The organism is Paraburkholderia largidicola, from assembly GCF_013426895.1.
Lineage (GTDB): Bacteria > Pseudomonadota > Gammaproteobacteria > Burkholderiales > Burkholderiaceae > Paraburkholderia > Paraburkholderia largidicola.
Window position 1 is genome coordinate 2,288,584 of sequence record NZ_AP023174.1, and the last position, 22,283, is coordinate 2,310,866.

The following is a 22,283-nucleotide window of genomic DNA, read 5'->3' on the forward strand; positions in this document are numbered from 1 at the left end:
CGCGAATTAGCAAGTTTGCGGTCGCTTTTTCGATAGACGCGTGAAGCCGCCCGCATGCTCGCAAACCTGCGCCGATTGGGGCTTTCCCTGAAAGACAGCAGGACGCGATGCTGCCAGGCGCTTCCCACCGAAGCCGTCCGGATGCACACGCGTTAGACTTGCCTCAACCTTTCGACACCCGACGCTTCGCGACAAGGATCGCCGCATGACACTTCGCCCCGATGCCACGACGCTCGACGCCTACAGCCGCGACGCCGCCCGTTACTCACGCGAATGGCGCGACCAGCCGCCGCCCGACGACATGTACGCGCTATGGGAAAACCATCTGCTGCCGACGGGCAAGACGGCCGATATCGGCTGCGGCAACGGGCGCGATGCCGCGTGGCTCGCGGACCATGGGTATCGCGTGACGGGTTTCGATGCGTCGGAGGGTTTGCTCGACGAAGCGCGGCGGCTCTATCCGCAGATCACGTTTCGCATGGCGTCGCTGCCGTCGCTCGCCGAGATCGACGAAGCGTTCGACAACGTGGTTTGCGAAACCGTGCTGATGCATCTGCCCGTCGACGCGATCACCGATGCCGTCGACAATCTCGTGCGCATCCTGCGGCCCAACGGCATGCTGTATCTGTCGTGGCGCGTGACGGAGGGCGCGGACGCGCGCCAGCCGGATGGACGGCTTTACTCGGCGTTCGAGCCGTCGCTCGTCACGGACGCGCTGACCAGTTGCGTGATCCTGTTCGCCGACGACACGACGAGCGCCAGCTCCGGCAAGCGCGTGTGCCGCATCATCGCGGCCAGGCGCTCCGAGGACTGAGCGCGCATCGGATCGCGTTTCAATCGATGCCGAGACACGCGCGGATCGCAGGCAGCATCGCCTCGACGGCCGCGCGCCCTTCCGCAATCGCGGGCGCTGCGCGGTGAAAGTCGAAGATGCCCATGCCGGCGAGGCGCGGCTGGATCAGGATGTCGGCCGGCTCGCCCGCGAGGCGGCTGCGCGTGATCCGCACCTGCATGATGTCGATGCTTTGCGCGATCGAACTGAGCATCGACGGCACGCGCGCGCTCGGCGCGGGCGCCACGCGCACATCGCGTGAATGCTGTTCGGGCGAAGGCTGCAGCCAGCCCGGAAAGGGCTTGCCGTTGCGCCGTAGCAGAACGGGCGGCGCTGGCGTCGCGATCACGGGCGGCGGCGCATCGGGATCGAGCGGCAGTGGCTCGGACTCTTCGACGGCCCGCTCGATGACGGCCTCGATCGATTCTTCCGTCGGCATGGGCGGCAGATCGACCACCGCGCCGCCGAAGTCGCGGCCATTGAGAATGTCGTTGTTCAGGTCAACGGCGATCACGCAGTCTGCCCGCATGCCGCGCGCAGCCGACACGGGCACGGGGTTCGACAGCCCGCCGTCGACGAGCCACACGCCCTCGTGCAGCACCGGCGTGAAAATGCCCGGAATCGCAATCGACGCGCGCACGGCATCGACCACGCCGCCGTCCTGCAGCCATGTCTCGCGGCCCGAATCGAGCTCCGTCGCGACGGCGGCGAACGGTAACCGCAACTGGCTGATCTCGCGTCCGTTGAAGCGGTTCGCAAATACCTGGATGACTTTCCTGCCGCCGAGCAGCCCGCCCGAAAACCGCAGATCGAGCAGACGCACGACCGACTGCCACGTGAGTCCCGTGACCCACTCTTCGAGCCAGTCGAGATCGCCATTCGCATAGACGGCGCCGACCAGCGCGCCGATCGACGTGCCCGCTACCAGATCCGGCTTGATGCCCGCGTCGTGCAACGCCCGGATCGCACCGATGTGCGCCCAGCCGCGCGCGGCCCCGCCGCCGAGCACGAGGCCGATGCGCTTGTATCGCCTACGTGTGGCCATTGTTGTTTTCTCCCTTGTTTACAGGCGTTTTCTGCTTGGACCGTGGCGCGCGGCGTTTGTTGTCGGCCTTCTTTTAGCGTTCGCTTCCCACCGCCCCGCCCACCCCGGGTTATCCGCCCTCCGTCAGTGCCCGCGAATCACGTCCGAGCGCGAGGTCGTGTAGACGATGTGATTGACGTCGAAATGCACGTTGAAAAAGCCCTCCTGGGTGACGCCGCCTTCACGCCACTTCCAGCTCCATACCGTCTCGGGCTTGAGCGGATAAACGGCCACTTCGCCGGGCTTGCCGAGCAGACGGCGCACTTCGTCTTCCGTCATGCCGATGCGAACCTTCGCGAAGTTCGCTGCCGTCAGCACCTGCGTGATCGCCTGCAACGTGCCGTCCGGCCCGATGTCGACCATGTACGTATTGAGGCCTTGCGGACCGCGCGGATATTCGAAGCGCTTCGAGCCGTCGGTGAACTGGCGCTCGGTTTCGGGCTTGCCCATCTGGTCGCGGATCTGCGCTTCCGTCGTGACGCCGGGTGTGAGGCCCTTCAGAAGCAGCGCATCCGGTTTGACGGCGTTGAAAAATTCCTTGAGCTTTTGCACGGCTTGCTCGCTCTGCTGGTCGTCGCAGCCGGCGAGCGCGGACAGCGCGCCTGCCATGGCCACGGAAAGCATCATGTTGCGCAACGAGGTGCGATTAACCATCTTCGATAACTGGCAAAGACAAACGTGTGAACGACACAGAGCATAACCCGGTCGACAGCCGGATCGCGAACGATGGCTGTGCAGATGTGTATGGAAAGTTAAAGAATTGCTACGCGAGATTTCTCGTGCGCGAGAAACGTGACTTTCGACGAACGCAGGGGAAGGTTGGCGGATGGGAACGTGACGGCGCATGCCGCGAACATCGGAAGCGTTTCGGCCAGAAGCCACATGTGCTTCTGGCCGTGACGCAATTTTCACTGCTATGACGACCGCAAACGACAGCGGCCGCTGGCCCCTCGACTATCCGGCAAGTGCTGACAATCTAGCGTCAGGTTCGAAAATGCGCGAGAGCGCGTTTACACCGAATCGGCTGACGAATCACAGGCGATCTCGCGTGCTGCGGCCAACGTTTAGTGTCGGCACGCCAGCCTCATGGTTGCGTGATGCGTGTGTAGTCGTCGCGCCGACGCGCCGGGCCGCGAGCCTGCACCCGGCTGACCCGGCCGACCCGGTTCGTCCGGGTGTGCACTGCGTAGCCGACCTACGCGTGACGTGAGGGGCCGACCGGCGTCGAGGTCCGTGGAGGCCGCCGTCTCGTCACGCAGGCATGCGTTGCGCAGATCCGCGTCGTTGGCGGCGACGGTGACACATTAACGCGTGCGCGCGTGCGATTCCGTGCGACGGCACACGCACAGGAGCGTCTCGAAGCAACCGGCAACGCATTTCGAGCCCTGTTTTCAGGGGTTTTCTGCATCGCTGCCGGCGCGGCTCCCGCTTCGCGCAACCGCCGACCCTGCTGCCGGCAGGGACATGATCAGCCTGCCAGCAGGAACGGGAGCGCTTTGGCACAATCCCGTTTTCCCGCACGCCACGCGGACCTGCGCTTCGTTCTTGCAAAAGACCTTCGTCCTTGCAAAAGACGATAGTTGGCCGCACATCGATTCCATGATCCCCTTTTCCGTTCTCGACCTTTCTCCCATCACGGCCGGCGCGAGTGCGGCCGATGCATTCCGTAACTCGCTCGATCTCGCGCAACATGCCGAGCAGTGGGACTACAAGCGCTTCTGGCTCGCCGAGCATCACAACATGACGGGTATCGCGAGCGCGGCGACGTCGGTCGTGATCGCGCATGTCGCGGGCGGCACGAAGACGATCCGCGTCGGCTCGGGCGGCGTGATGCTGCCGAATCACGCGCCGCTCGTGATCGCCGAGCAGTTCGGCACGCTGGCGTCGCTGTTTCCTGGGCGTATCGATCTGGGCCTCGGCCGCGCGCCCGGCACCGACCAGACTACCGCCCGTGCACTGCGCCGCGATCTGCAAGGCAGCGCCGATTCGTTCCCTGACGACGTCGTCGAACTGCAGCGCTACTTTGCCGATCCCGTGCCGGGTCAGCGCGTGCGCGCCGTGCCGGGCGCGGGTCTGAAGGTGCCGTTGTGGTTGCTCGGCTCGAGCCTGTTCAGCGCGCAGCTGGCGGCGGCGCTCGGTCTGCCGTTCGCGTTCGCATCGCACTTCGCGCCCGACTACATGATGCAGGCGCTGCACGTGTATCGCGCGCAGTTCCGTCCGTCGGAGACGCTCGACAAGCCTTACGCGATGGTCGGCGTGAACCTGTTCGCCGCTGACACAAACGACGAGGCACGCCGCCTCTTCACGTCGCTGCAGCAGCAGTTCATCAATCTGCGACGCGGCACGCCGGGCCAGTTGCAGCCGCCCGTCGATCATCTTGCGGTGTCGGAGATGGAATTGAGCAGCGTGCAGCACTCGCTTGCGTGCTCGGTCATCGGCGATCGCGAGACGGTTCGCGACGGCCTGCGCTCGATCATCCAGCAGACGGGCGCCAACGAGCTGATGCTCACCGCGCAAATTTACGATCACGCGGCGCGTCTGCGGTCGTTCGAAATCGGCGCGCAAGTGCGTGACGAACTCGGCGACGCCTGAGCCTTAGAGCGCCGGCAACCGCACCGGAGCGCGCCAGCACGCGCGTCCGGCTGAAGCGAAGGCGCATTGCTGCCTTCGCTTCGAGCGCGTCATCGTTCGCTCAATTCTTCACCGACACGGCGGCAAGCCCATCCAGCAACGCCTTGTGAAACGCCGCCGGGTCCTGCATCTGCGGCGCATGACCGAGTTCGGCGAACTCGACCAGCGTCGCGTGCGGAATCGCCTTCGCCGCCGACTTGCCCAGTTCCGGGTAATGACCGATCTTCGCGCGCACCTCGGGCGCCGCGGCGTCCTTGCCGATCGCCGTCGTATCCTTCTGACCGATCAGCAGCAGCGTCGGCATCTTCAGCAGTCCAAGTTCATACACGACGGGCTGGGTGTAGATCATGTCGTACAGCAGCGCCGAATCCCACGCGACTTCCTTCTTGCCCGGCCCGCGATACATCCCCGCGAGCATCTGCACCCACGGCTCGAAATCGCTGCGCCACTGGCCCGAGTAGTAAGTCGCCTGCTCGTAGCGGCGTATGCCGTCGGCCGTCGTCTTCAGTTCGCGCTCGTACCACTGGTCGACTGACAGCGACGGCACGCCCTTCGCCTTCCAGTCCTCCAGCCCGATGGGATTGACGAGCACCAGTTGCTGCGTCTGCGCCGGGTACATCAGCGCGTAGCGGATGGCCAGCATGCCGCCCGTCGAATGCCCGACGATAGTCGCGTTCTTCACGCCGATCGATTCGAGCAGCGCATGCGTGTTGCGCGCGAGCTGCTGAAAGCTGAACTGGTAGCGCCGCGGCTTGCTCGACTTGCAAAAGCCGATCTGGTCGGGCGCGATCACGCGATACCCCGCCGTCGACAGCCGCTCGATCGTGCTTTCCCATGTCGCGCCGCAAAAATTCTTGCCGTGCAGCAGAACGACGGTGCGGCCGTTCGGATGCTCGGGCGCGATGTCCATGTAAGCCATGTGCAGCGCCTCGCCCTGCGACGTGAACTCGAACTGCCGCACGGGCGCGGGATAGTTGAAACCCTGCAACTCGGGCCCGTACGCGGGACCATCGTCGGCGGGTGCGTTCGACGCAGGCGCGGCGCCGGCATTGACGGCATCGGCGGCGAACGCATCGAGGCCCAGCATGGCGACGCAGGCGGACAGGGAAACGGCGACGAGGGACGAACGGATGGTCATAAGGTGGGCGGAGAAGGACAAGGGCAAGGACAGGAGCAAGGAAAGCACGAGCCCGCCATGATGCCTGCGTCGCGGCCCATTTGCAGCGCCGCGTGCAACCGCCCTCGCCTGACGCACCGGCATCCGCGGCATCAAACAGCCGTTTCAATTCCCCACGCGCGCTCGGCGCGCGACCCGTCCGGCATAAATTGCCCGACCAGCCGGCATCGGGCGTGGCGAGGCCGCCTTTTCTACCGCCCCATGAGTCGCCTTCCCCGCTGGAGCGGGAACCGAATGTGGCATGGCGAACGCGGCATGTTGCGCGCGGCAGGCGCATGGTCCAGACTAATCGCTGGCTGGCGGGAACATGCATTGCAAACGTCAGCTCAGGGCCAGGCCAGAAGCCGTCGCCATAAGAACGGGACTACAAGAACAACGTACAGCGTCAGATAAAAACATAGCAACGCCGGGGCAAAGAAAAGCTTCCACCAGGGCTCACCCATAAACGGAGACGCACATGGATTCGCCGGCAAGCCTCAACGATCTGCAACACACGACACTCGCCATCGTCCTCGCAGGCGGACGCGGCACGCGCCTCGGGCCGCTGACGAACAAGCGCGTGAAGCCCGCCGTGCACTTCGGCGGCAAATACCGGATCATCGATTTCGCGCTGTCCAACTGCCTCAACTCGGGCATCCGCCGCATTGCCGTCGTCACGCAGTACAAGGCCCACTCGCTGCTGCGGCACGTGCAGCGCGGCTGGGGCTTCCTGCGCGGCGAGTTCAACGAATTCATCGACCTGTGGCCGGCGCAGCAGCGCGTCGAAGGCGCGCACTGGTATCGCGGCACGGCCGACGCCGTATTCCAGAACCTCGACATCATCCGCTCGATCGGCCCGAAATACGTCGTCGTGCTGGCGGGCGATCACATCTACAAGATGGACTACACGCGGATGGTGATGGATCACGTCGAATCGGGCGCCGATTGCACGGTCGGCTGTATCGAGGTGCCGCGCATGGAAGCGACGGCGTTCGGCGTGATGCATGTCGACGAGCAGCGCCACGTGACGGGCTTCGTCGAAAAGCCCGCCGACCCGCCCGCGATGCCCGGCCGACCCGACATCGCGCTCGCCAGCATGGGCATCTACGTGTTCAGCGCCGACTACCTGTACTCGCTGCTGGAGGAGAACATCAGCAGCGTCGCGACCGACCACGACTTCGGCAAGGACATCATTCCGCGCGTCGTCACGTCGGGGACGGCGATCGCGCATCCGTTCAGCATGTCGTGCGTGTCGTCGGACCCGACTGTCGAGCCCTACTGGCGCGACGTGGGCACGATCGACGCGTACTGGGCCGCGAATCTCGATCTGGCCTCGACGATTCCCGCGCTCGACCTCTACGACCGCAACTGGCCGATCTGGACGCATCAGGAACAGCTGCCGCCCGCCAAGTTCGTGCGCGACCTGAACGGCCTGCAGGGCTCGGGCACCAATCTGATCGTTTGCGGCGGCTGCGTGATCTCCGGATCGCAGATTTCGCGCTCGGTGCTGTCGTCGAATGTGGTCGTGAATTCGTTCTGTAACATCGCTGAGGCAGTCTTGTTGCCGCAGGTGTCGATCGGCGCGAGTTGCCGGTTGCGCAAGGTCGTGATCGACCGCGGCTGCCAGATTCCCGACGGCACCGTGATCGGCGAAGACCCAGTGCGCGACGGCGAACGCTTCTACCGGACCGACAGCGGCGTCGTGCTGGTGACGGCCGAGGCGCTCAAGCGGCAGTCGGCGGCCGCGCGGTAGCGTCTGGCGGCCGGACACGGCAGGCACGGTGCTGGCAGGCGGCAAAGCACCGCGGTGCGCGGCGCTCTGCCGCGCTCCGTCAAGCTCCGTCATGCGTGCGCTGCACGGTGCGGATATACACCATGCGACGCGCGGAAACGACACTGCGCAAATCCACCGCAAACCTAGCGAACAGGACTGAAGCCCATGACGATCCGCGCGCTGCATGTCGCAAGCGAGCTGTATCCCCTTCTGAAAACGGGCGGCCTCGCCGATGTCGTGGGCGCGCTGCCGCCCGCGCTGATCGAGCTGGGTGCCGACGCGCGCGTGCTGCTGCCCGGCTTCCCCGCCGTGGTGGCCGGGCTGTCGGACCTGCAGCCCGTCGCGCGGATCGGCGATCGCTTCGGCGCGTCGAACGTCTCGCTGGCGCGCGGCACGCTGCCCGCGAATGGACTCGTCGTCTACGTGATCCGCGCGGAGACGCTGTATGACCGCGGCGGCAACCCGTATCTCGACGCCGAGCACGTGCCGTACGGCGACAACGCGCAACGCTTCGCGATGCTCGGCTGGACGGCGGCGCAAATCGCGCAGCATCTCGACCCCACATGGGCGCCGCAAATCGTCCACGCGCACGACTGGCACGCGGGGCTCGCATCCGCCTACCTGAAAGCGGCCGAACGCGAACACGGCAAGCCCGCCGCGCGCACGATCTTCACCGTCCACAACCTCGCGTATCAGGGCGTCTTCCCGTCGCATCAGTTCGGCCAGCTCGGCCTGCCCGCCGACTTCTTCCATATGAGCGGCGTCGAGTTCTACGGACAGATGTCGTTCCTGAAAGCGGGCCTGTTCTACAGCGACCGCATCACGACCGTCAGCCCGACCTATGCGCGCGAAATCCAGACGCTTGCGCAGGGCGGCGGCCTGGACGGGCTGTTGAGCCAGCGCTCGCACGATCTGTCGGGCATTCTGAACGGCGTCGACTATACGGTCTGGCAGCCCACCACCGACTCGCTGATCGCCGCGCACTACACGGACACGCGCCTGGCCGGCAAGCGCGCGTGCAAGACGGCACTGCAGGAGCGTTTCCATCTCGCGCAGAAAAGCGACGCGCTGCTGTTCGGCGTCGTGAGCCGGCTGACCGAACAGAAAGGCCTCGATCTGCTGCTCGCGGCGCTGCCCGAAATCATCAAGCGCGGCGGGCAACTGGTCGTGTTCGGCACGGGCGACCCGGCGCTCGAAAACGGCTTGCAGCTCGTCGCGCAAGCGCATCCCGAGAGCGTCGCCGTCGAACTCGGCTTCGACGAGACGCTCGCCCATCAGATCGTCGCAGGCAGCGACGTGATTGCCGTGCCGTCGCGTTTCGAGCCCTGCGGCCTGACGCAGCTCTATGCGCTTGCATATGGGTCGCTGCCGCTCGTGCATCGCGTGGGCGGTCTCGCCGATACCGTCGTCGATGCGTCGCTGGAGAACATCGCCGACGATCTGGCGACCGGCTTCGTGTTCGAGCGCTTCGAGCCCGAAGCGCTCACGGCGGCGATCCGCCGCGCATTCGCGCTGTATGCGCGGCGCACCGACTGGAAAGCCACGCAGCGCCGCGCGATGCGTCAGGACTTCGGCTGGGGCGCATCGGCGGAACGCTATCTCGCGCTCTATCGCGAGCTGGTGTGAGCGGATCAGCGGGTCAGTGCGCCACATGATCTTGCGCAACATCCGCTTGCGCATTGATGGTTCGGCGCAACATGACGGGGCCGGAGCGATTCCGGCACGCGAAAACTCATGTATCTTGTGACGAACAGGGCGTGACGCGCCCGTCGGCGACGCGCCGTCGCTCGTCGTTCGTGGTTCGCCGCGCCAAAGCGGTGCATCGAAGCTCGCCCATCCGTTGCGCATTTTTCTTCCGGCGCCCTTCCCGCGCCGTATCGGTTCGACATGAAAAACGTTCTGAGCATCCAGTCGCACGTCGTATTCGGGCACGCGGGCAATAGCGCCTCGGTGTTCCCGATGCGGCGTCTTGGCGTCAATGTGTGGCCGCTCAACACGGTGCAGTTCTCGAACCATACGCAGTACGGACATTGGGAAGGCAGCGCGATCGATGCGTCGCAGATGCTCGCGCTCGTCGAAGGCATTGGTGCGATCGGCGTGCTGCCGCGCTGCGACGCCGTGCTGTCGGGCTATCTCGGTACACCGGAGCAGGCGCAGTCGGTGATCGAGATCGTGCGCGCCGTGAAGGCGGCGAACCCGCATGCGCGCTATTTCTGCGACCCGGTGATGGGCACGACGACGGGCTGCCGCGTCGAGCCGGGCATCCAGGAGTTTCTGGTGCGGACGATGCCCGAAGTGTCCGACGTGATGTGTCCGAACCATAGCGAACTGCAACGGCTCGTCGGGCGCGAGATCGAGACCGTCGAGGAAGCCGTCGCGGCGTGCCGCGAGGTGATGGAGCGCGGGCCGAAGATGATGCTCGTCAAACATCTGCTCGATCGCAACAGCCTCGCCGACCGCTTCAACATGCTCGTCGTCACGGAGCGCGAAGCGTGGATGGGGCAACGACCGCTTTATCCGTTCGCGCGGCAGCCGGTAGGCGTCGGCGATCTGACGAGCGCGGTATTCGTCGCGCGCACGCTGCTCGGCGACTCGGTGCGCAGCGCCTTCGAACATACGGTCGCCGCCGTGAATGCCGTCGTGCACGCGACGTGGGATGCGGGGCGCTATGAGCTGGAAATCATCGCCGCGCAGGATGAAATTGCCCGTCCACGGGAATGGTTCGATGCGTGGGTGGTCGAGTCCGCCTGAACCGCGGGCGTCACGCAGCGGGCACGCGACACGCCTGCGTCAGCCCGACGTCCTATAATGCGTGCCGCGCCGTAAAACGCGCGGCATTTTTTATTGGCACTGGTTGACTGGCAAGAGAGGCATCGATGGACGGCACTATCCGCAGCGAACGTGAAGAGCAGTTTGAAGAGTTGTGCATCAGCGTCGACGCAGACGAGATGCACGAGCAGGAAGCGATCGAATTCTTCGAAGCGCAATTCGGCGAAGCGGATTTCGACGCCGCGCAATGGCTCGATATTGCGCTGTACTATTCGCCCGCCGTCGCGCGCGGCATCGTCGATATGGTCACACCCGACGACAAGGCGCGCAGCAACATCGCCCAGGTGATCGCGGACAACCTCGACATCTCGTACGGCGAAGACGAGTGCCAGCAGTTCGCGGAGACCATCCAGTTCGCGCTGGCCAACGGCATCCCTGTCGATCTCGACGTGGTGCTCGACGGTTGTCACCGCGCAATCGACGACCTCGATACATGGGCCGAAGACGACGTGAAGGAACCGCTGCTGCGTCTGCGCGAAGAACTGTTGCGCCTGCAGGGCGAGCAGTAAGCACGTCGCATTGAACAGCTGCGCGCAGCGCTTCCGGCATCGGGCGCTGCGCGATTCACACGTGCCCGATCGAGCGGCACGGCAAGCACATCACGCGCCCCTCCTCCGCGCGCTCCTGCGCGACATCCCTCTTCCTCTTCGCAGCCGACGCTTAAAAACGCGCGGCGGCGCTGTGCTGAAATGCGCATCCAACATGCCGCGAACTGCCAAGACGCACGCATATTGGCTTTCTATATTCGCGCCACGGATCGGCTGCAGCACGCGGGTTGCGCGACATTCCCGGTCCGTCGGCAGACGGCACGCAGCGGTTTTGGCTTTGGTGTTTTCCAGCATTGCCTTGCACGCTGCATCGTCCGTAATCTCGTCCGTGTTTTGAGTCCGTGCATGTTTGCATACGCATAGAAGGAGACCTGTCGACACACTGCATCGCGCAATCCGACCGGCAGCGCCGCGCTTTCGAATCACACGCGGCGCGCACTGCAAGCCGGCTGTTTTTCCCATCCCTGTCTGCCGATGTAAGGAGAAACCATGAGCTTTTGCAAGACGCTGAACCCGTTTGCCGTGATGTTGGGCGCTGTGCTGTCCATCGCACCGCTCGCCAGTTTCGCCGCCGACGAACTGCCCGTGAAAATCGGCTTTGCCGCGCCGATGACGGGCGCCAACGCGGGCTACGGCAAAGACCTGCAGAACGGCGTGCGGCTTGCCCTCGAGGAAGCCAACGCGCAGAAGATCAAGATTGGCGACAAGGTCGCTCACTTCGAACTCGTGTCCGAGGACGATCAGGCCGACCCGCGCATCGGCGTGCAGGCTGCGCAGAAACTGGTGGACCAGAACGTGTCGGGCATCGTGGGCCATTTCAATTCGGGCACGACGATCCCTGCTTCTCAGATTTATGAGCAGGCTGGCATTCCGATGATCGACCCGGCCGCGACGAACCCGACCATCACGAATCGCGGCTTTGCGAACACCTTCATGGTGATCTCGACCGACGCGCAAAACGCCGGCAACGCGGGCACGTACGCGGTGAAGACCACCAAGGCCAAGCGCATTGCGATCATCGACGACCGCACGGCGTTCGGCCAGGGCGAAGCGGACGAGTTCGAGAAAGCGGTGAAGGCGGCGGGCGGCAACATCGTCGCGCGCGAGTTCACGAGCAACACGGCCGTCGACTTCAGCACGCAGCTCACGAAGATCAAGTCGACCAACGCCGATCTGATTTTCTTCGGCGGGCTCGATACGCAGGCGGCTGCGATTGCGAAGAAGATGAAGCAGCTGGGGATGACGGCGCAATTGCTGGGTGGCGGCGGTGTCGAGGACCCGGAGTTCATCAAGCTTGCGGGCGACGCGGCCGAAGGCGCGATGGCATGGGAATATGGCCGTCCGCTCGCGCAGCTGCCGGGTGGCAAGGACTTCTCGGCGAAGTTCAAGAAGCGGTTTGGCGATGACATTCTGTCGTATGCGCCGTTCGGGTATGACGCGGCGTGGGCCGTGATCAAGGCGATGGAGACGGCGAAGTCGACGGACCCGAAGGTGTATCGCTCCGCGCTGAAGTCGATCAGTTTTGATGGGGTGACGGGGACGATTTCGTTCGATAGCACGGGGGCGTTGAAGAGCGCGGCTTCTACCCTGTATCAGGTTAAGAATGGGGTTTGGGTGCCCGTTGTTACCAAGAGTGGGGTTTAGGGTTTAGGTTGCTTTGCTGGCGGCGCCTGGGGGTGGGTTGCCTGGCGTGCCGCTGGCAGGTGCTTTCTTTTCGCCTGCGCGGCGTGGGTGTTTGTTGGTGGGTGTTTTGGCCTTTGCGCTGGCATCCGCGTTGTCTCTTTGGTCTGCTAGCGTTGCCCCTGTGCGGGGCGGCACCTACTTGTGGGTTGTCTGCGACGCCGGGGTTGTTTGCCTGTGTTTTCGCTGGCATCCGCGCATTGTTAGCGTGCTTCAGGCGTCGCCCCTGTGCGGGGCGGCACCTACTTTTCTTTGCCGCCGCAAAGAAAAGTAGGCAAAAGAAAGCGGCTAACACCGCCAGTTCTTGTTCCTGCCTGAGGGCCCCCACAGGGTCTTACGCTTCACACGGCAACCACGTGACCCACGTTCGTTGCCAGCGCTCTTGCAGTGCGCCTCACCCGCCTCACGCTTCCGCACTACAGCACGCCGTGACAGAAAGTCCACGGCCGCCCAGGTGGCAAACTGTGTGTCGGCCCAGGTACTCCACCCGCCTCACTTCGGACCGATAGCGCACGCGTTCCACGCTGTAAGAGCGCCACGCTATACGACGCGACAACCTACACACCGTTTGCCACCTGGGCGGCACATACCATTCGCTGTCGCTGGTCCGAGTACGGGTATTCGAAGCGGGTGTGGCGCTCATTCGAAGCGCTGGCAACGGGCAACGAACAACGCGTTACCGTGTGACGTGTGGGGACGTTGGGAGCCCGTGGATAAACACACGGGCCGGCGGTGTGAGCCGCTTTCTTTTGCCTACTTTTCTTTGCGGCGGCAAAGAAAAGTAGGTGCCGCCCCGCACAGGGGCGACGCTTGAAGCACGCTAACAAAACGCGGATGCCAGTGCAAAAACAAGCAAACCACCCCGCATCGCAAGACAACAAAAAAACTACCTCGCCTTCACAACAATCTGCGCCAACGCATCCCTCTCAATCCTGACAAGCGAAGCCCGAGCCAGGGCAAACTCCTCGGCACTACACACCTGACGCCCAAACCCGGCATGCAACCGCCGCGAAATCTGCAAAACCCGCGTAGCGGAATCAAACACATACCGAGACTCATAATCAAAAAACCGATCCCGCACAACGACATCCTGCGGCATGTCAGTGACGCGCACACTATCGGGCAACGCAATCTGCGCAACCTCATCGAAATCCCCGCCAAAACAGACCCACGGCTGCGTCCGCTCCGGCTCCGCGAGCCACACCTGCACCTGCGTCGCGATCCCCCCCCGACAAACTCGTCAACGCAGGCAAAGCCGTCGTGCCATCAGGCCACGTGAAATGCTCCAGCGTTCCTTGCATGAAAGTCGTGAACGGCCCCATGGTCGGCGTCACGTCGCCTGGCTGCATCCGCGCAATGCCATGCAACCCCGTCTGCCGCAAGCGATCAGCGGCAATCAGCTGCCAGCGCTGCCGCGTCGCGCGTCGAAACACGTTGCGCTCCAGTTCCGCCGACACCCCCACGTCCTCGACGCGATACGTGAAGGCCGCCGTGCCCGTCCGGTCGATATCGATCTCCAGCCGCACGTTGCGCCCGCGCTCCTGCGTCGCGGGCGTGCGCGCGAGCACGCCATCGTCGACCAGCAGCACCGGCCGGTCCATCGCGCCCGGCGGCAGATAGCCGAAGCCGACACCGCCCGCCGTCGTATCCGCATACAGGCTCAGCGAAGGTATCCACGTGATCGCATGATTGATCGCGCTCGCGCCATAGCCCGGCACATCGGGCAGCGTGTAGACCGGCCCGAGGTTCAGCAGCACAGCCTGACTGTCGATGCCGACGGCCGCGAGCATCGCGCCATACAACGCGACGTGGTCCTTGCAGTCGCCATAGCGGTTGCGCAGGACATCGCTCGCCTTGTGCGGCACGGCCGCCGTCTCGCCAAGAAAAAGCGCGACGTAGCGAATGTTCAGACGCACCCAGTCGTACAGAATCTGCGCCTTCACGCGCGGATCGTCCGTGTGCGCCGTCAGTGCCTGCGCAAGCTGCGCGATGGCAGGATCGCGCCACGTCGGGTCCAGCGCCGCCGTCCGATAGCGTTCGGCAAACGATGCGAAGTCCCGTGTCGTCGAGACCATCAGGCGGTCGCCCCACGTCGCATAGCCGACGGCACCCGACTCGATGGGCGCATACGGCCCATGCCGATACTCGAACGTGTAACGCGTGCGGCCGTTCTCCGTCACGGGCGGCAACGCCACGTAGCCGCGCGCGTCGGCGTACAGCGGGACGTCGGCGGGCAGGTCGAAAATCAGTTGCTGCATGTCGACGGGGCCCCGCGTCGGCTCGACGAAGTAGGCGAACGTGCCGCCTTGCAACGGCAACGCCCGCGTTTTGCGAAACGCCAGATGCACGCGCGAGCCCGGCTCGACGCCCGGAAAGATCACCGTGCGCAATACGCCGTCCTGGAAGGTCGGTGCGCCCGCCGAGCGCGGCTCCTGCACGTCGCGAATGCCGTCAGGGCCAACGGGATGCGTGACGCCATTAGGATCGATCGTCTCCGCCGCGAGCAACTGCACCTGCTCGATATCCTTGTTGAACCACACGTAGCGCTGCGCGATATCGTCGACGCCGCTCGTCGTGTTCGCGCGCAAGACCGTGTCGTCATGTTCCTCGATCGATCCATCCTTTTGCACGACGAACAGATGCACGTCGCGCTCGATCGTCGATGGCGGAATGTCGTCGGCTGCAACGCGCTCCTGTCCGTACACGGCGCCCGCGCCGTACGCGCAGACGATCAGCGGCAATGCGGCCGCCGCGCGCAAGCGGTGCACGCGGCGGCTCATGCCTCGCGCACCATGTGGCGAGGCGCAACAGGAATCGCAGCTGCGCCGCGCTGCATCCGCCACACGCGCGGGCTCATGCCGAATTCGACGCGAAACGCGTGATTGAAATTGGACACGTCGTTGAAGCCGCTATCGAGCGCGATATCGACGATCTTCGTGCTCTCGTCGGCAAGACGCAGTGCCGCATGGCGCAGGCGCGCGCGCAGCACGTATTGATGCGGCGTCACGCCCGTGACGCGCTGGAACGTGCGCAGAAAATAGAAGTCGGATAGTCCGCACATCTGCGCGAGACTCGCGAGCGTATGCGGCGCATCGGGCGTTTCGTCGATCAGGCGCACGGCCTGCGTGACGCGCGACCATGCGGACGCGCTCGTCGTAATAGCACGCCGCTTTGCGTCCGCTTGTGTCGCGCGCAGCGTGGCCCCGGCCAGTTCGACAGCGAGTTCGTTCCATACCGTGCATGACGCGCGTTCCGTCGCCCCGGCACACGCCCGCGCGATCAGGCCGGAAAACGCGCGGAATGGCGGCATCCGTCCATGCCGGAACAATGTATCGGTGCGAGCAAAGCCCGCGTCGGCGGCGAGTTGCTCGAAGTACGCAGGCTGATAGTGAAACGATACGCAGCGGTCGCCGGGCGCATGCCGATGCCCGCATTCGAAGCACTCGCCCGCATTGCCGAGCAGCAGCGAGCCCGGCGTGAGCAGTTCCCGCCCCGCGGCCGACCGGTAGCCGAATGCGCCCGCCGCCACGATCGCGATGCAGACGCCCGCGTGCCGCTCCTCGAACGGCCTGTCACGCGGGCCGAAGGTGCACAGCACGTCCATCACCGACCAGCCGTCGCCCGCGGCCAGCGCGCGCATCTGCGTGCTGCCGGACACGCCGAGCCTGTCGCGGCGTGCGAGCACGGCTTCGAGATCGACGGCAATTTTTCCCAAGATGTCACCTCGGCGGGTCCGTATGCTCGTTTTATCACAACGGCGGCAAGCGAGGCGCCACGCGTTCACCGCCCTTTTCAACCAGGTTCAGCATACGGAGCAACCCGCAATGAATGCATTGGATCACGGTCCCGCTGCCGGGTTTCATGCAGCACTTGCCGCGCCCGGCCGCGCGGCTGACATCGACGACGCCGACGACCTCTACGGCTGGCTCATCGGCAGTTGGGACATGGACGTGCTGCACTATCGCGTCGACGTGCGCGAGCGGCATCTGACGGGCGAGATTCACTTCGGCTGGGCGCTCGAAGGGCGCGCCGTCCAGGATGTCTGGATCATGCCGCGCCGCGCGGATCGCGGCGCGCGAAGCGACGACGGTTTCGACATGTACGGCACGACGCTGCGCGTATGGGACCCCTCGATCGAAGCGTGGCGCGTCACCTACATCAACCCGGGCAAGAACCAGCGCGACGAACTGATCGGCCGCAAGATCGGCCGCGATATCGTGCAGATCGGCACGCATGCGAACGGCACGCCGATCCGCTGGAACTTCACCGACATCACCGACGATTCGTTCCGCTGGACAGGCGTCGCGCTCGCCGCCGATGGTGTGACGTGGAATCTCGAAGGCGAATTCGTCGCGCGACGCAGGCGCGACTAGCGCATTTGCGGCGCCCCGCTCGCGCGAACTAGGCCTGCCGCAGTTCCGCGCCCTCGTCCTTCGACAGCTTCACGAAGAAGAACAACGAGCACAGGACGGCCGCGCCGACGACGAAGAACGCGGGCGAGAAATCGCGCGCGGTGAGATGCGCGGCGCTGCCGCCGTGCAGATGCGCGGTCAGCGCGAGTAATGACGCGCCGAACGCGACGCCGAGGCTCACGGAGAGCTGCTGCGCCATGCCGGAGAGCGCTGTGGCGCGGCTCATTTTCGGCTTCGGCATGTCGGAGTAGCCGAGCGTGTTGAGCGTCACCATCGCGAGCGAATTGAACAGCCCGCCCGCCAGCAGCGTGCAGAAGATCAGCAGATGCGGCGTGCTCGGCTTGAAAAGCCCATAGCACGCATAGAAACAACCCGTCATGCAGGTCGCGACGATCAGCAGCGTGCGAAAGCCGATGCGCTGAATCGCCTTGGTCATCACGCCGCGCACGGCGAGCGAGCCGACCGCCGTCGCGACGCTCAGCGACCCCGACGTGAGCGGCGACAGGCCGAAGCCCAGTTGCAGCATCAATGGCATCAGGAAAGGAGATGCGCCTATGCCGATGCGCAAAGGCATGCCGCCGAGCACGGCCGTCCGGTACGCCTTGTAGCGCAGCAGCAAGGGATCGATGATCGCATCGACGTGACGGCGGCTATATAGCCAGTACAGCAGCATCGACAGCGCGCCCGTACCCGTGAACGCGAAGGTCACCCATTGCGGCACGAGCCCGCGCCCGGCCGTATCCAGCCCGCCGACAAGACCCACGAGGCCCGTCGACAGCAGCACGAAACCGGGCAGATCGAAACGCTCGTCGATGCGCTCATGCGTGTCGTCGATGAACGCGAGCGCGCACAGCACGCCGATCACGCCGAACGGCACGTTCAGCAGGAAGATCCAGCGCCACGACGTGATCGTCACCACCACGCCGCCGAGCAGCGGGCCGGCAAGCCGCCCCACCGCACCCGGCACCGTGAACCACACCATCGCCGCGACCATCCGCGCAGGCGGCACGCTGCGCAGCAGGATCAACCGGCCGACGGGCACCATCATCGCGCCGCCCATGCCCTGCAGCACCCGGAACACGACGAGTTGCGGGAGAGAGGTTGCGATCCCGCACAGCGCCGATGCGACAGAAAACAGCCCGATGGCCGAGCAGAACACGCGGCGCGCGCCGAAGCGGTCGGCGAGCCAGCCGCTCGCCGGCAGAAACACGGCGAGACTGAGCAGATAGGAAGTGATCGCGAGATTCAGATGCAGCGCCTCGACGCCGAGCGAACGCGCGATGGAAGGCAGCGCGGTCGCCATGATCGACGTATCGAGGTTTTGCAGGAACAGCGGACAGGCAACGATCAGCGGAATGATGCGGGCGCGGTCGGTCATCCTGTTCTTTTACCGCAAAACGGCCGCCCATGGCGAGTCCGGCTGCACGCCCGGTGTTACGGTTTGTTGCGCTCGCTACGGCCTGACGAGGCACGTCTTGTGCGCACGGTGCCCTTCAGCGCGCGTCTTCTTCCAGCGCACGCCGCAACGACAGCGCGATGCCGCGCGCGGCGAGCGTCACTTCATCGAGCGAAGGGAACGACGGCGCGATGCGCAGGTGCCGGTCTTCGTCGTCGCGTCCGTAGGGATACGCGGCACCCGCCGGCGTCAGCACCAGACCGGCTTCGGCCGCGAGCGCGACGGTGCGTTTCGCATAACCCTTTGGCACGTACAGGCTGATGAAATAGCCGCCTTCCGGCCGGTTCCACGACACCCCGGGGACATCGGCGAGCAGCGCTTCGAAAGTCGAGACTACGGCGTCGAACTTCGGCCGCAGCAACGCGCGATGCTTCGCCATCAGGCGTTCGAGCCCTGCGCGGTCACGCAGGAAGCGCACGTGCCGCAACTGGTTCAGCTTGTCCGGGCCGATCGTGCGCACGCTCATATGCTTTTGCCACCAGCCGATATTGCGCTGCGACGCCGCAAGAAACGCAATGCCGCCGCCCGCCACTGTGACCTTCGACAGCGATGCGAATACCAGCGCGCGGTCCGCATGCCCCGCCCGCTCGCACAATTCGGCGATGTTGGGCGTGCTATGGGGCGTGTCCGTCAGATGATGGAAACGGTACGCGTCGTCCCAGAAGAGCCGGAAGTCGCTTGCGGCAGCAGGCAGCGCGGCGAGGCGTTCGACCGTTTCGCGCGACCAGATCGCGCCGCTCGGGTTGCTGTAGAGCGGCATGCACCAGATGCCCTTGATCGACGCATCGCCTTTGACGTGCGCTTCCACGGCGTCCATGTCGGGGCCGTCCTGCGTCATCGGCACGGGGATCATGCGGATGCCGAGCGCCTCGCAGATCGCGAAATGACGGTCGTAGCCGGGCACGGGGCACAGGAACGCCACCTCGCCCTGCCTGCTCCACGGCGCCTGCCCCGGCATGCCGTGCAGCATCGCGAAGGCGAGCGCGTCGTGCATCAGTTCCAGGCTCGAATTGCCCGCTGCCACCACCTGTGCCACATCGACATCGAGCAGTTGTGCGCCGAACTCACGCGCCTCGGGCAAGCCCAGCAAGTGCCCGTAGTTGCGGCAGTCGATGCCGTCGCGCGACACATAACCGGCCGTGCCCGCTTCGTCGAGCAGCGCGCGCGACAGGTCGAGTTGCTCGGGCGACGGCTTGCCGCGCGACATGTCGAGCCGCATCGCAAGCTGTCGGAATTCGTCGTAAGTGGAAGGCGTCGCCATGATGTCCCCGGATGAGCACGCTCGCGTCAGGTATCGAGCGCAGTGTATGAAGCGAGTATGCCGCCGTGCCTGAGTTCAGACAAACGCGTTATATTGAACATTTCGATCAATATTTCTGATACGTACTTCAAAGGGGTGCAAGCGGATGAAAGCCCTCGATCTCGATGTGCTCGCGATGTTCGTCGCCATCGCCGACACCGGCAGCTTCGTGCGCGGCGCGGCGCTCGTGCATCGCTCGCAGTCCGCGCTGAGCATGCAGATCCGTTCGCTCGAAACCGCGCTCGGCAAGCCGCTGTTCGTGCGCGGCCCGCGCAGCGTGACGCTCACGCAGGACGGCCAGGTCATGCTCAGCTACGCGCGCCGCATGCTTGCGCTGCGCGACGAAGCATGGGCATCCGTCGTGCATCCTGAGGTGAAAGGCCGCGTGGCGATCGGCGTACCGGACGACTACGCGTCGTCGCTGCTGCCGTCGGTGCTGCGCAACTTCTCGGCGACCTATCCGAAGGTCGAGATCCAGGTGGTCGGCCTGCCGAGCAACGCGCTCGCGCCGCTGCTGAAGGACAACAAGATCGACCTCGCCTGCGTGACCCGCGTGAAGGGCTTCGCGGGCGAGTTCATCCGGCTCGAGCCGATGGTGTGGGCGGGCACGTCCACGGCGGGACGCGAAGTGTGGAAGGAACGCCCGCTGCCTGTCGCGCTGTTCGGCGTGGGCAGCGTCGCGCGCGCGAACGCGATTCAGGCGCTGGAACGCGCGAAGATCACGTATCGCACCTCGTATGAAAGCCCGAGCCTGATGGGCCTGTTCAGCATGGTCGACGCGGGCCTCGCGGTCGCGCCGCTGGCGCGCTGCGCGGTGCCCGAACGCTTCGTCACGCTCGGCCGTCAGCACGGGCTGCCGAAGCTGCCGGAACTGGAGATCATCCTCGCGCGCAGCGCGCGCTCGAACCGGCCGCCGTGCGACTATCTGGCCGAGCAGATCCTCAGCGAACTGCGCGACTGAGCCGCTGCGCGGCGCGCGAGCGCTTTACATCGCCGCGATCAACCGTTGCCGCGCCGCACGATACGCGCCGCTATGCACGCCCGAATGCCGCGCCGCGTCGAGCAAGCTATCGCGAGCCCGTGCGCTGGGGCCAGCGTCGGGATGACGTGAATCGTTGACGATCTGCAAATCAGGCGCTTCCGTGGCGCGCACCGTGCGTAGATGCGCGTCGGCGAGCATGCACTCTTCCCACACCATCAGGTCCGCGAGCCGCGCGTAGCGGTTCGCTCGCGCTGCGCACTGCGGTTCGAAATGCGTCTGCGCGATCCAGTCGGGCAGATCGTCGCCCGGCATCGGACGCGCAATGCCGTAGCCCTGCGCGAGATCGACGCCGAAGATCCGCAGTGCATCGAGCAGCGCCGGATCCTCGACGCCCTCGACCACCACCGCCTTGCCGAGCGCCTGCCCGAGCCGCGTCAGATGATGGATGAACGGCAGCACGTCGGCGGCGTCGTGATCCTGCAGATCCGCGATGCTGCGATCGATCTTCACGCAGTCGAACGGTAGCTCGCGCAGCCGGCTCAGGCTGCTGTGCCCCGTGCCGAGGTCGTCCTGCGCGAGGTCGACGCCGAGCGTCTTGTAGCCCGCGATCCGCTCGTCGAGCTCGACGCCGTACGGCAGCGCGCCGGACTCCAGGATTTCGAGCATCAGTTCGCCCGCCTCGCAGCCGAATTCATCGAACGCAGCGCGCGTCGCGTCGAAGTAGCGCGGATCGCCGAGCGCGGCGGGCGGCAGATTGACGGACACGACGATATCGATGCCGACACGCCGCCACGCGTTGCGCTGCGCCAGCACCTGCGCGAGGCCGCGCATATACAGATCGAGATGGCCGTTGCTGCACAGCGACGGCAGAAACTGGCATGGCGCGATCAGCGCGTCGCCGTCGCGCAGACGGGCGAGCGCTTCGACCTTCGTCACGCGACCGGCGCGCAGGTCGAGCAGCGGCTGATAGTGCATGCACAACGCGCCCGCGCGCAGCATGTCGACCCATCGCCCATGCACTGGGCGGGGCACCGCACTGGAGCCGGTTGACGTTGATCTGCTCATAATGGTCTGGCCGAAATATTGGAGAAGCATGTGTGCACGTCAGCTCGTGCGTGGTGTGGGCCGGCGAGGCGAGTACATCGATATGGAATGCCATGCAATCACGTCTGCCTGTCGACCAATGATTGCGCTAGCTCGCAGACGCTGACCAATATCAATGCCCTCGGCAGACACAGTGCCGACAATCCGTTTATCGGCTAGCTCATAGTCGACGGGGCGAGCGCGCAACATCTCACAGTGCGCCACGTCTCTTCGGGCTCCGCGGTTCCCCGGCTGCGGAGTCCGTTTTTTCCCGCCCTCGAAAGGCGATGCGTGTGCCGAACGCTGTCCTGACGTCGGCACGCATCTCCGGACGCAGACTGACGAGAATCGCCTCCAGCAACTCGCCAACCACGATCAGCCGCGCCCCATACTCGATCAGCCCATCGCTTTGCAGCGACGAAAGCTGCGTGAGCAGATCGACCGACGAGTCTGAGTCTGCGCAATGCCCGTCGCCGCCGCATGCGGCACGGTGAGTTTGCATCGATGGGTCCATGG

Annotated in this window: 17 protein-coding genes and 1 pseudogene; 9 read left to right on the forward strand and 9 right to left on the reverse strand. The window is 65.1% G+C overall.

Annotated elements, in window-relative coordinates; translation table 11 throughout:
* The first annotated feature begins 205 nt into the window (after positions 1 to 205).
* Positions 206 to 814: a class I SAM-dependent methyltransferase gene (locus tag PPGU16_RS10270; RefSeq protein WP_180719896.1), complete on the forward strand. Its 609-nt coding sequence runs from the start codon at positions 206 to 208 to the stop codon at positions 812 to 814.
* A 19-nt stretch (positions 815 to 833) separates the two neighbouring features.
* Here the strand turns inward: PPGU16_RS10270 and PPGU16_RS10275 are convergent, their stop codons facing one another.
* Both PPGU16_RS10275 and PPGU16_RS10280 read right to left on the reverse strand, forming a co-directional pair.
* Complete coding sequence (locus PPGU16_RS10275; RefSeq protein WP_180719897.1) at positions 834 to 1,877, reverse strand: patatin-like phospholipase family protein; 1,044 nt, start codon at positions 1,875 to 1,877, stop codon at positions 834 to 836.
* Positions 1,878 to 2,000: 123 nt separating this feature from the next.
* Positions 2,001 to 2,570 (reverse strand): hypothetical protein, encoded by a 570-nt coding sequence (locus PPGU16_RS10280; RefSeq protein ID WP_434064395.1) that lies wholly within the window; start codon positions 2,568 to 2,570, stop codon positions 2,001 to 2,003.
* A gap of 945 nt (positions 2,571 to 3,515) precedes the next feature.
* Between PPGU16_RS10280 and PPGU16_RS10285 the strand changes: the two genes are divergently transcribed.
* The gene (locus PPGU16_RS10285; protein ID WP_180719898.1) at positions 3,516 to 4,508 is read left to right on the forward strand and encodes an LLM class flavin-dependent oxidoreductase; all 993 of its coding nucleotides are present in this window, start codon (positions 3,516 to 3,518) and stop codon (positions 4,506 to 4,508) included.
* A 100-nt stretch (positions 4,509 to 4,608) separates the two neighbouring features.
* Here PPGU16_RS10285 and PPGU16_RS10290 read toward each other — a convergent pair whose 3' ends face one another.
* Complete coding sequence (locus tag PPGU16_RS10290; protein ID WP_180722598.1) at positions 4,609 to 5,634, reverse strand: alpha/beta fold hydrolase; 1,026 nt, start codon at positions 5,632 to 5,634, stop codon at positions 4,609 to 4,611.
* 547 nt (positions 5,635 to 6,181) lie between these two features.
* Here PPGU16_RS10290 and glgC point away from each other — a divergent pair.
* The 5 genes from glgC (at position 6,182) to PPGU16_RS10315 (ending at position 12,498) form a co-directional block, all read left to right on the forward strand.
* Positions 6,182 to 7,456 carry a glucose-1-phosphate adenylyltransferase gene (gene glgC, locus PPGU16_RS10295; protein WP_180719899.1) on the forward strand — a complete coding sequence of 425 codons (1,275 nt, stop codon included), beginning with the start codon at positions 6,182 to 6,184 and terminating at the stop codon, positions 7,454 to 7,456.
* Between the two features lie 186 nt (positions 7,457 to 7,642).
* Positions 7,643 to 9,103, forward strand: a complete 1,461-nt coding sequence (glgA, locus tag PPGU16_RS10300) for a glycogen synthase GlgA (protein ID WP_180719900.1) — start codon at positions 7,643 to 7,645, stop codon at positions 9,101 to 9,103.
* Positions 9,104 to 9,364: 261 nt separating this feature from the next.
* A complete protein-coding gene (gene pdxY, locus PPGU16_RS10305; protein ID WP_180719901.1) occupies positions 9,365 to 10,228 on the forward strand; it encodes a pyridoxal kinase PdxY in 864 nt (287 codons plus the stop codon).
* A gap of 125 nt (positions 10,229 to 10,353) precedes the next feature.
* Complete coding sequence (locus tag PPGU16_RS10310; protein WP_180719902.1) at positions 10,354 to 10,815, forward strand: hypothetical protein; 462 nt, start codon at positions 10,354 to 10,356, stop codon at positions 10,813 to 10,815.
* 528 nt (positions 10,816 to 11,343) lie between these two features.
* Positions 11,344 to 12,498: a branched-chain amino acid ABC transporter substrate-binding protein gene (locus PPGU16_RS10315; protein WP_180719903.1), complete on the forward strand. Its 1,155-nt coding sequence runs from the start codon at positions 11,344 to 11,346 to the stop codon at positions 12,496 to 12,498.
* Positions 12,499 to 13,420: 922 nt separating this feature from the next.
* Here PPGU16_RS10315 and PPGU16_RS10320 read toward each other — a convergent pair.
* A pseudogene (locus tag PPGU16_RS10320) lies at positions 13,421 to 15,314 on the reverse strand (DUF3857 domain-containing transglutaminase family protein).
* Positions 15,311 to 16,249: a helix-turn-helix transcriptional regulator gene (locus PPGU16_RS10325; RefSeq protein ID WP_180719904.1), complete on the reverse strand. Its 939-nt coding sequence runs from the start codon at positions 16,247 to 16,249 to the stop codon at positions 15,311 to 15,313. Before PPGU16_RS10325 ends, PPGU16_RS10320 begins: the two are co-directional and overlap by 4 nt.
* Positions 16,250 to 16,358: 109 nt before the next feature.
* On the opposite strand from PPGU16_RS10325, the gene PPGU16_RS10330 reads away from it, so the two are divergent.
* On the forward strand, positions 16,359 to 16,907 hold the full coding sequence (locus PPGU16_RS10330; protein ID WP_180719905.1) for a hypothetical protein: 549 nt from the start codon (positions 16,359 to 16,361) through the stop codon (positions 16,905 to 16,907).
* Positions 16,908 to 16,935: 28 nt separating this feature from the next.
* On the opposite strand, the gene PPGU16_RS10335 is transcribed toward PPGU16_RS10330, so the two are convergent.
* Together PPGU16_RS10335 and PPGU16_RS10340 are read right to left on the reverse strand one after the other, a co-directional pair.
* A complete protein-coding gene (locus PPGU16_RS10335) occupies positions 16,936 to 18,324 on the reverse strand; it encodes a DHA2 family efflux MFS transporter permease subunit (RefSeq protein ID WP_180719906.1) in 1,389 nt (462 codons plus the stop codon).
* Between the two features lie 115 nt (positions 18,325 to 18,439).
* Complete coding sequence (locus PPGU16_RS10340) at positions 18,440 to 19,663, reverse strand: aspartate aminotransferase type Ic (RefSeq protein WP_180719907.1); 1,224 nt, start codon at positions 19,661 to 19,663, stop codon at positions 18,440 to 18,442.
* A 145-nt stretch (positions 19,664 to 19,808) separates the two neighbouring features.
* Here PPGU16_RS10340 and PPGU16_RS10345 point away from each other — a divergent pair, with 145 nt between their 5' ends.
* Positions 19,809 to 20,663, forward strand: coding sequence for a LysR substrate-binding domain-containing protein (locus tag PPGU16_RS10345; RefSeq protein WP_180719908.1), 855 nt, complete (start codon positions 19,809 to 19,811; stop codon positions 20,661 to 20,663).
* Positions 20,664 to 20,687: 24 nt separating this feature from the next.
* Here PPGU16_RS10345 and PPGU16_RS10350 read toward each other — a convergent pair whose 3' ends face one another.
* Positions 20,688 to 21,716, reverse strand: a complete 1,029-nt coding sequence (locus tag PPGU16_RS10350; RefSeq protein ID WP_243460530.1) for an EAL domain-containing protein — start codon at positions 21,714 to 21,716, stop codon at positions 20,688 to 20,690.
* Positions 21,717 to 21,978: 262 nt separating this feature from the next.
* Positions 21,979 to 22,269, reverse strand: a complete 291-nt coding sequence (locus PPGU16_RS10355; protein WP_224028005.1) for a hypothetical protein — start codon at positions 22,267 to 22,269, stop codon at positions 21,979 to 21,981.
* Positions 22,270 to 22,283 lie beyond the last annotated feature (14 nt).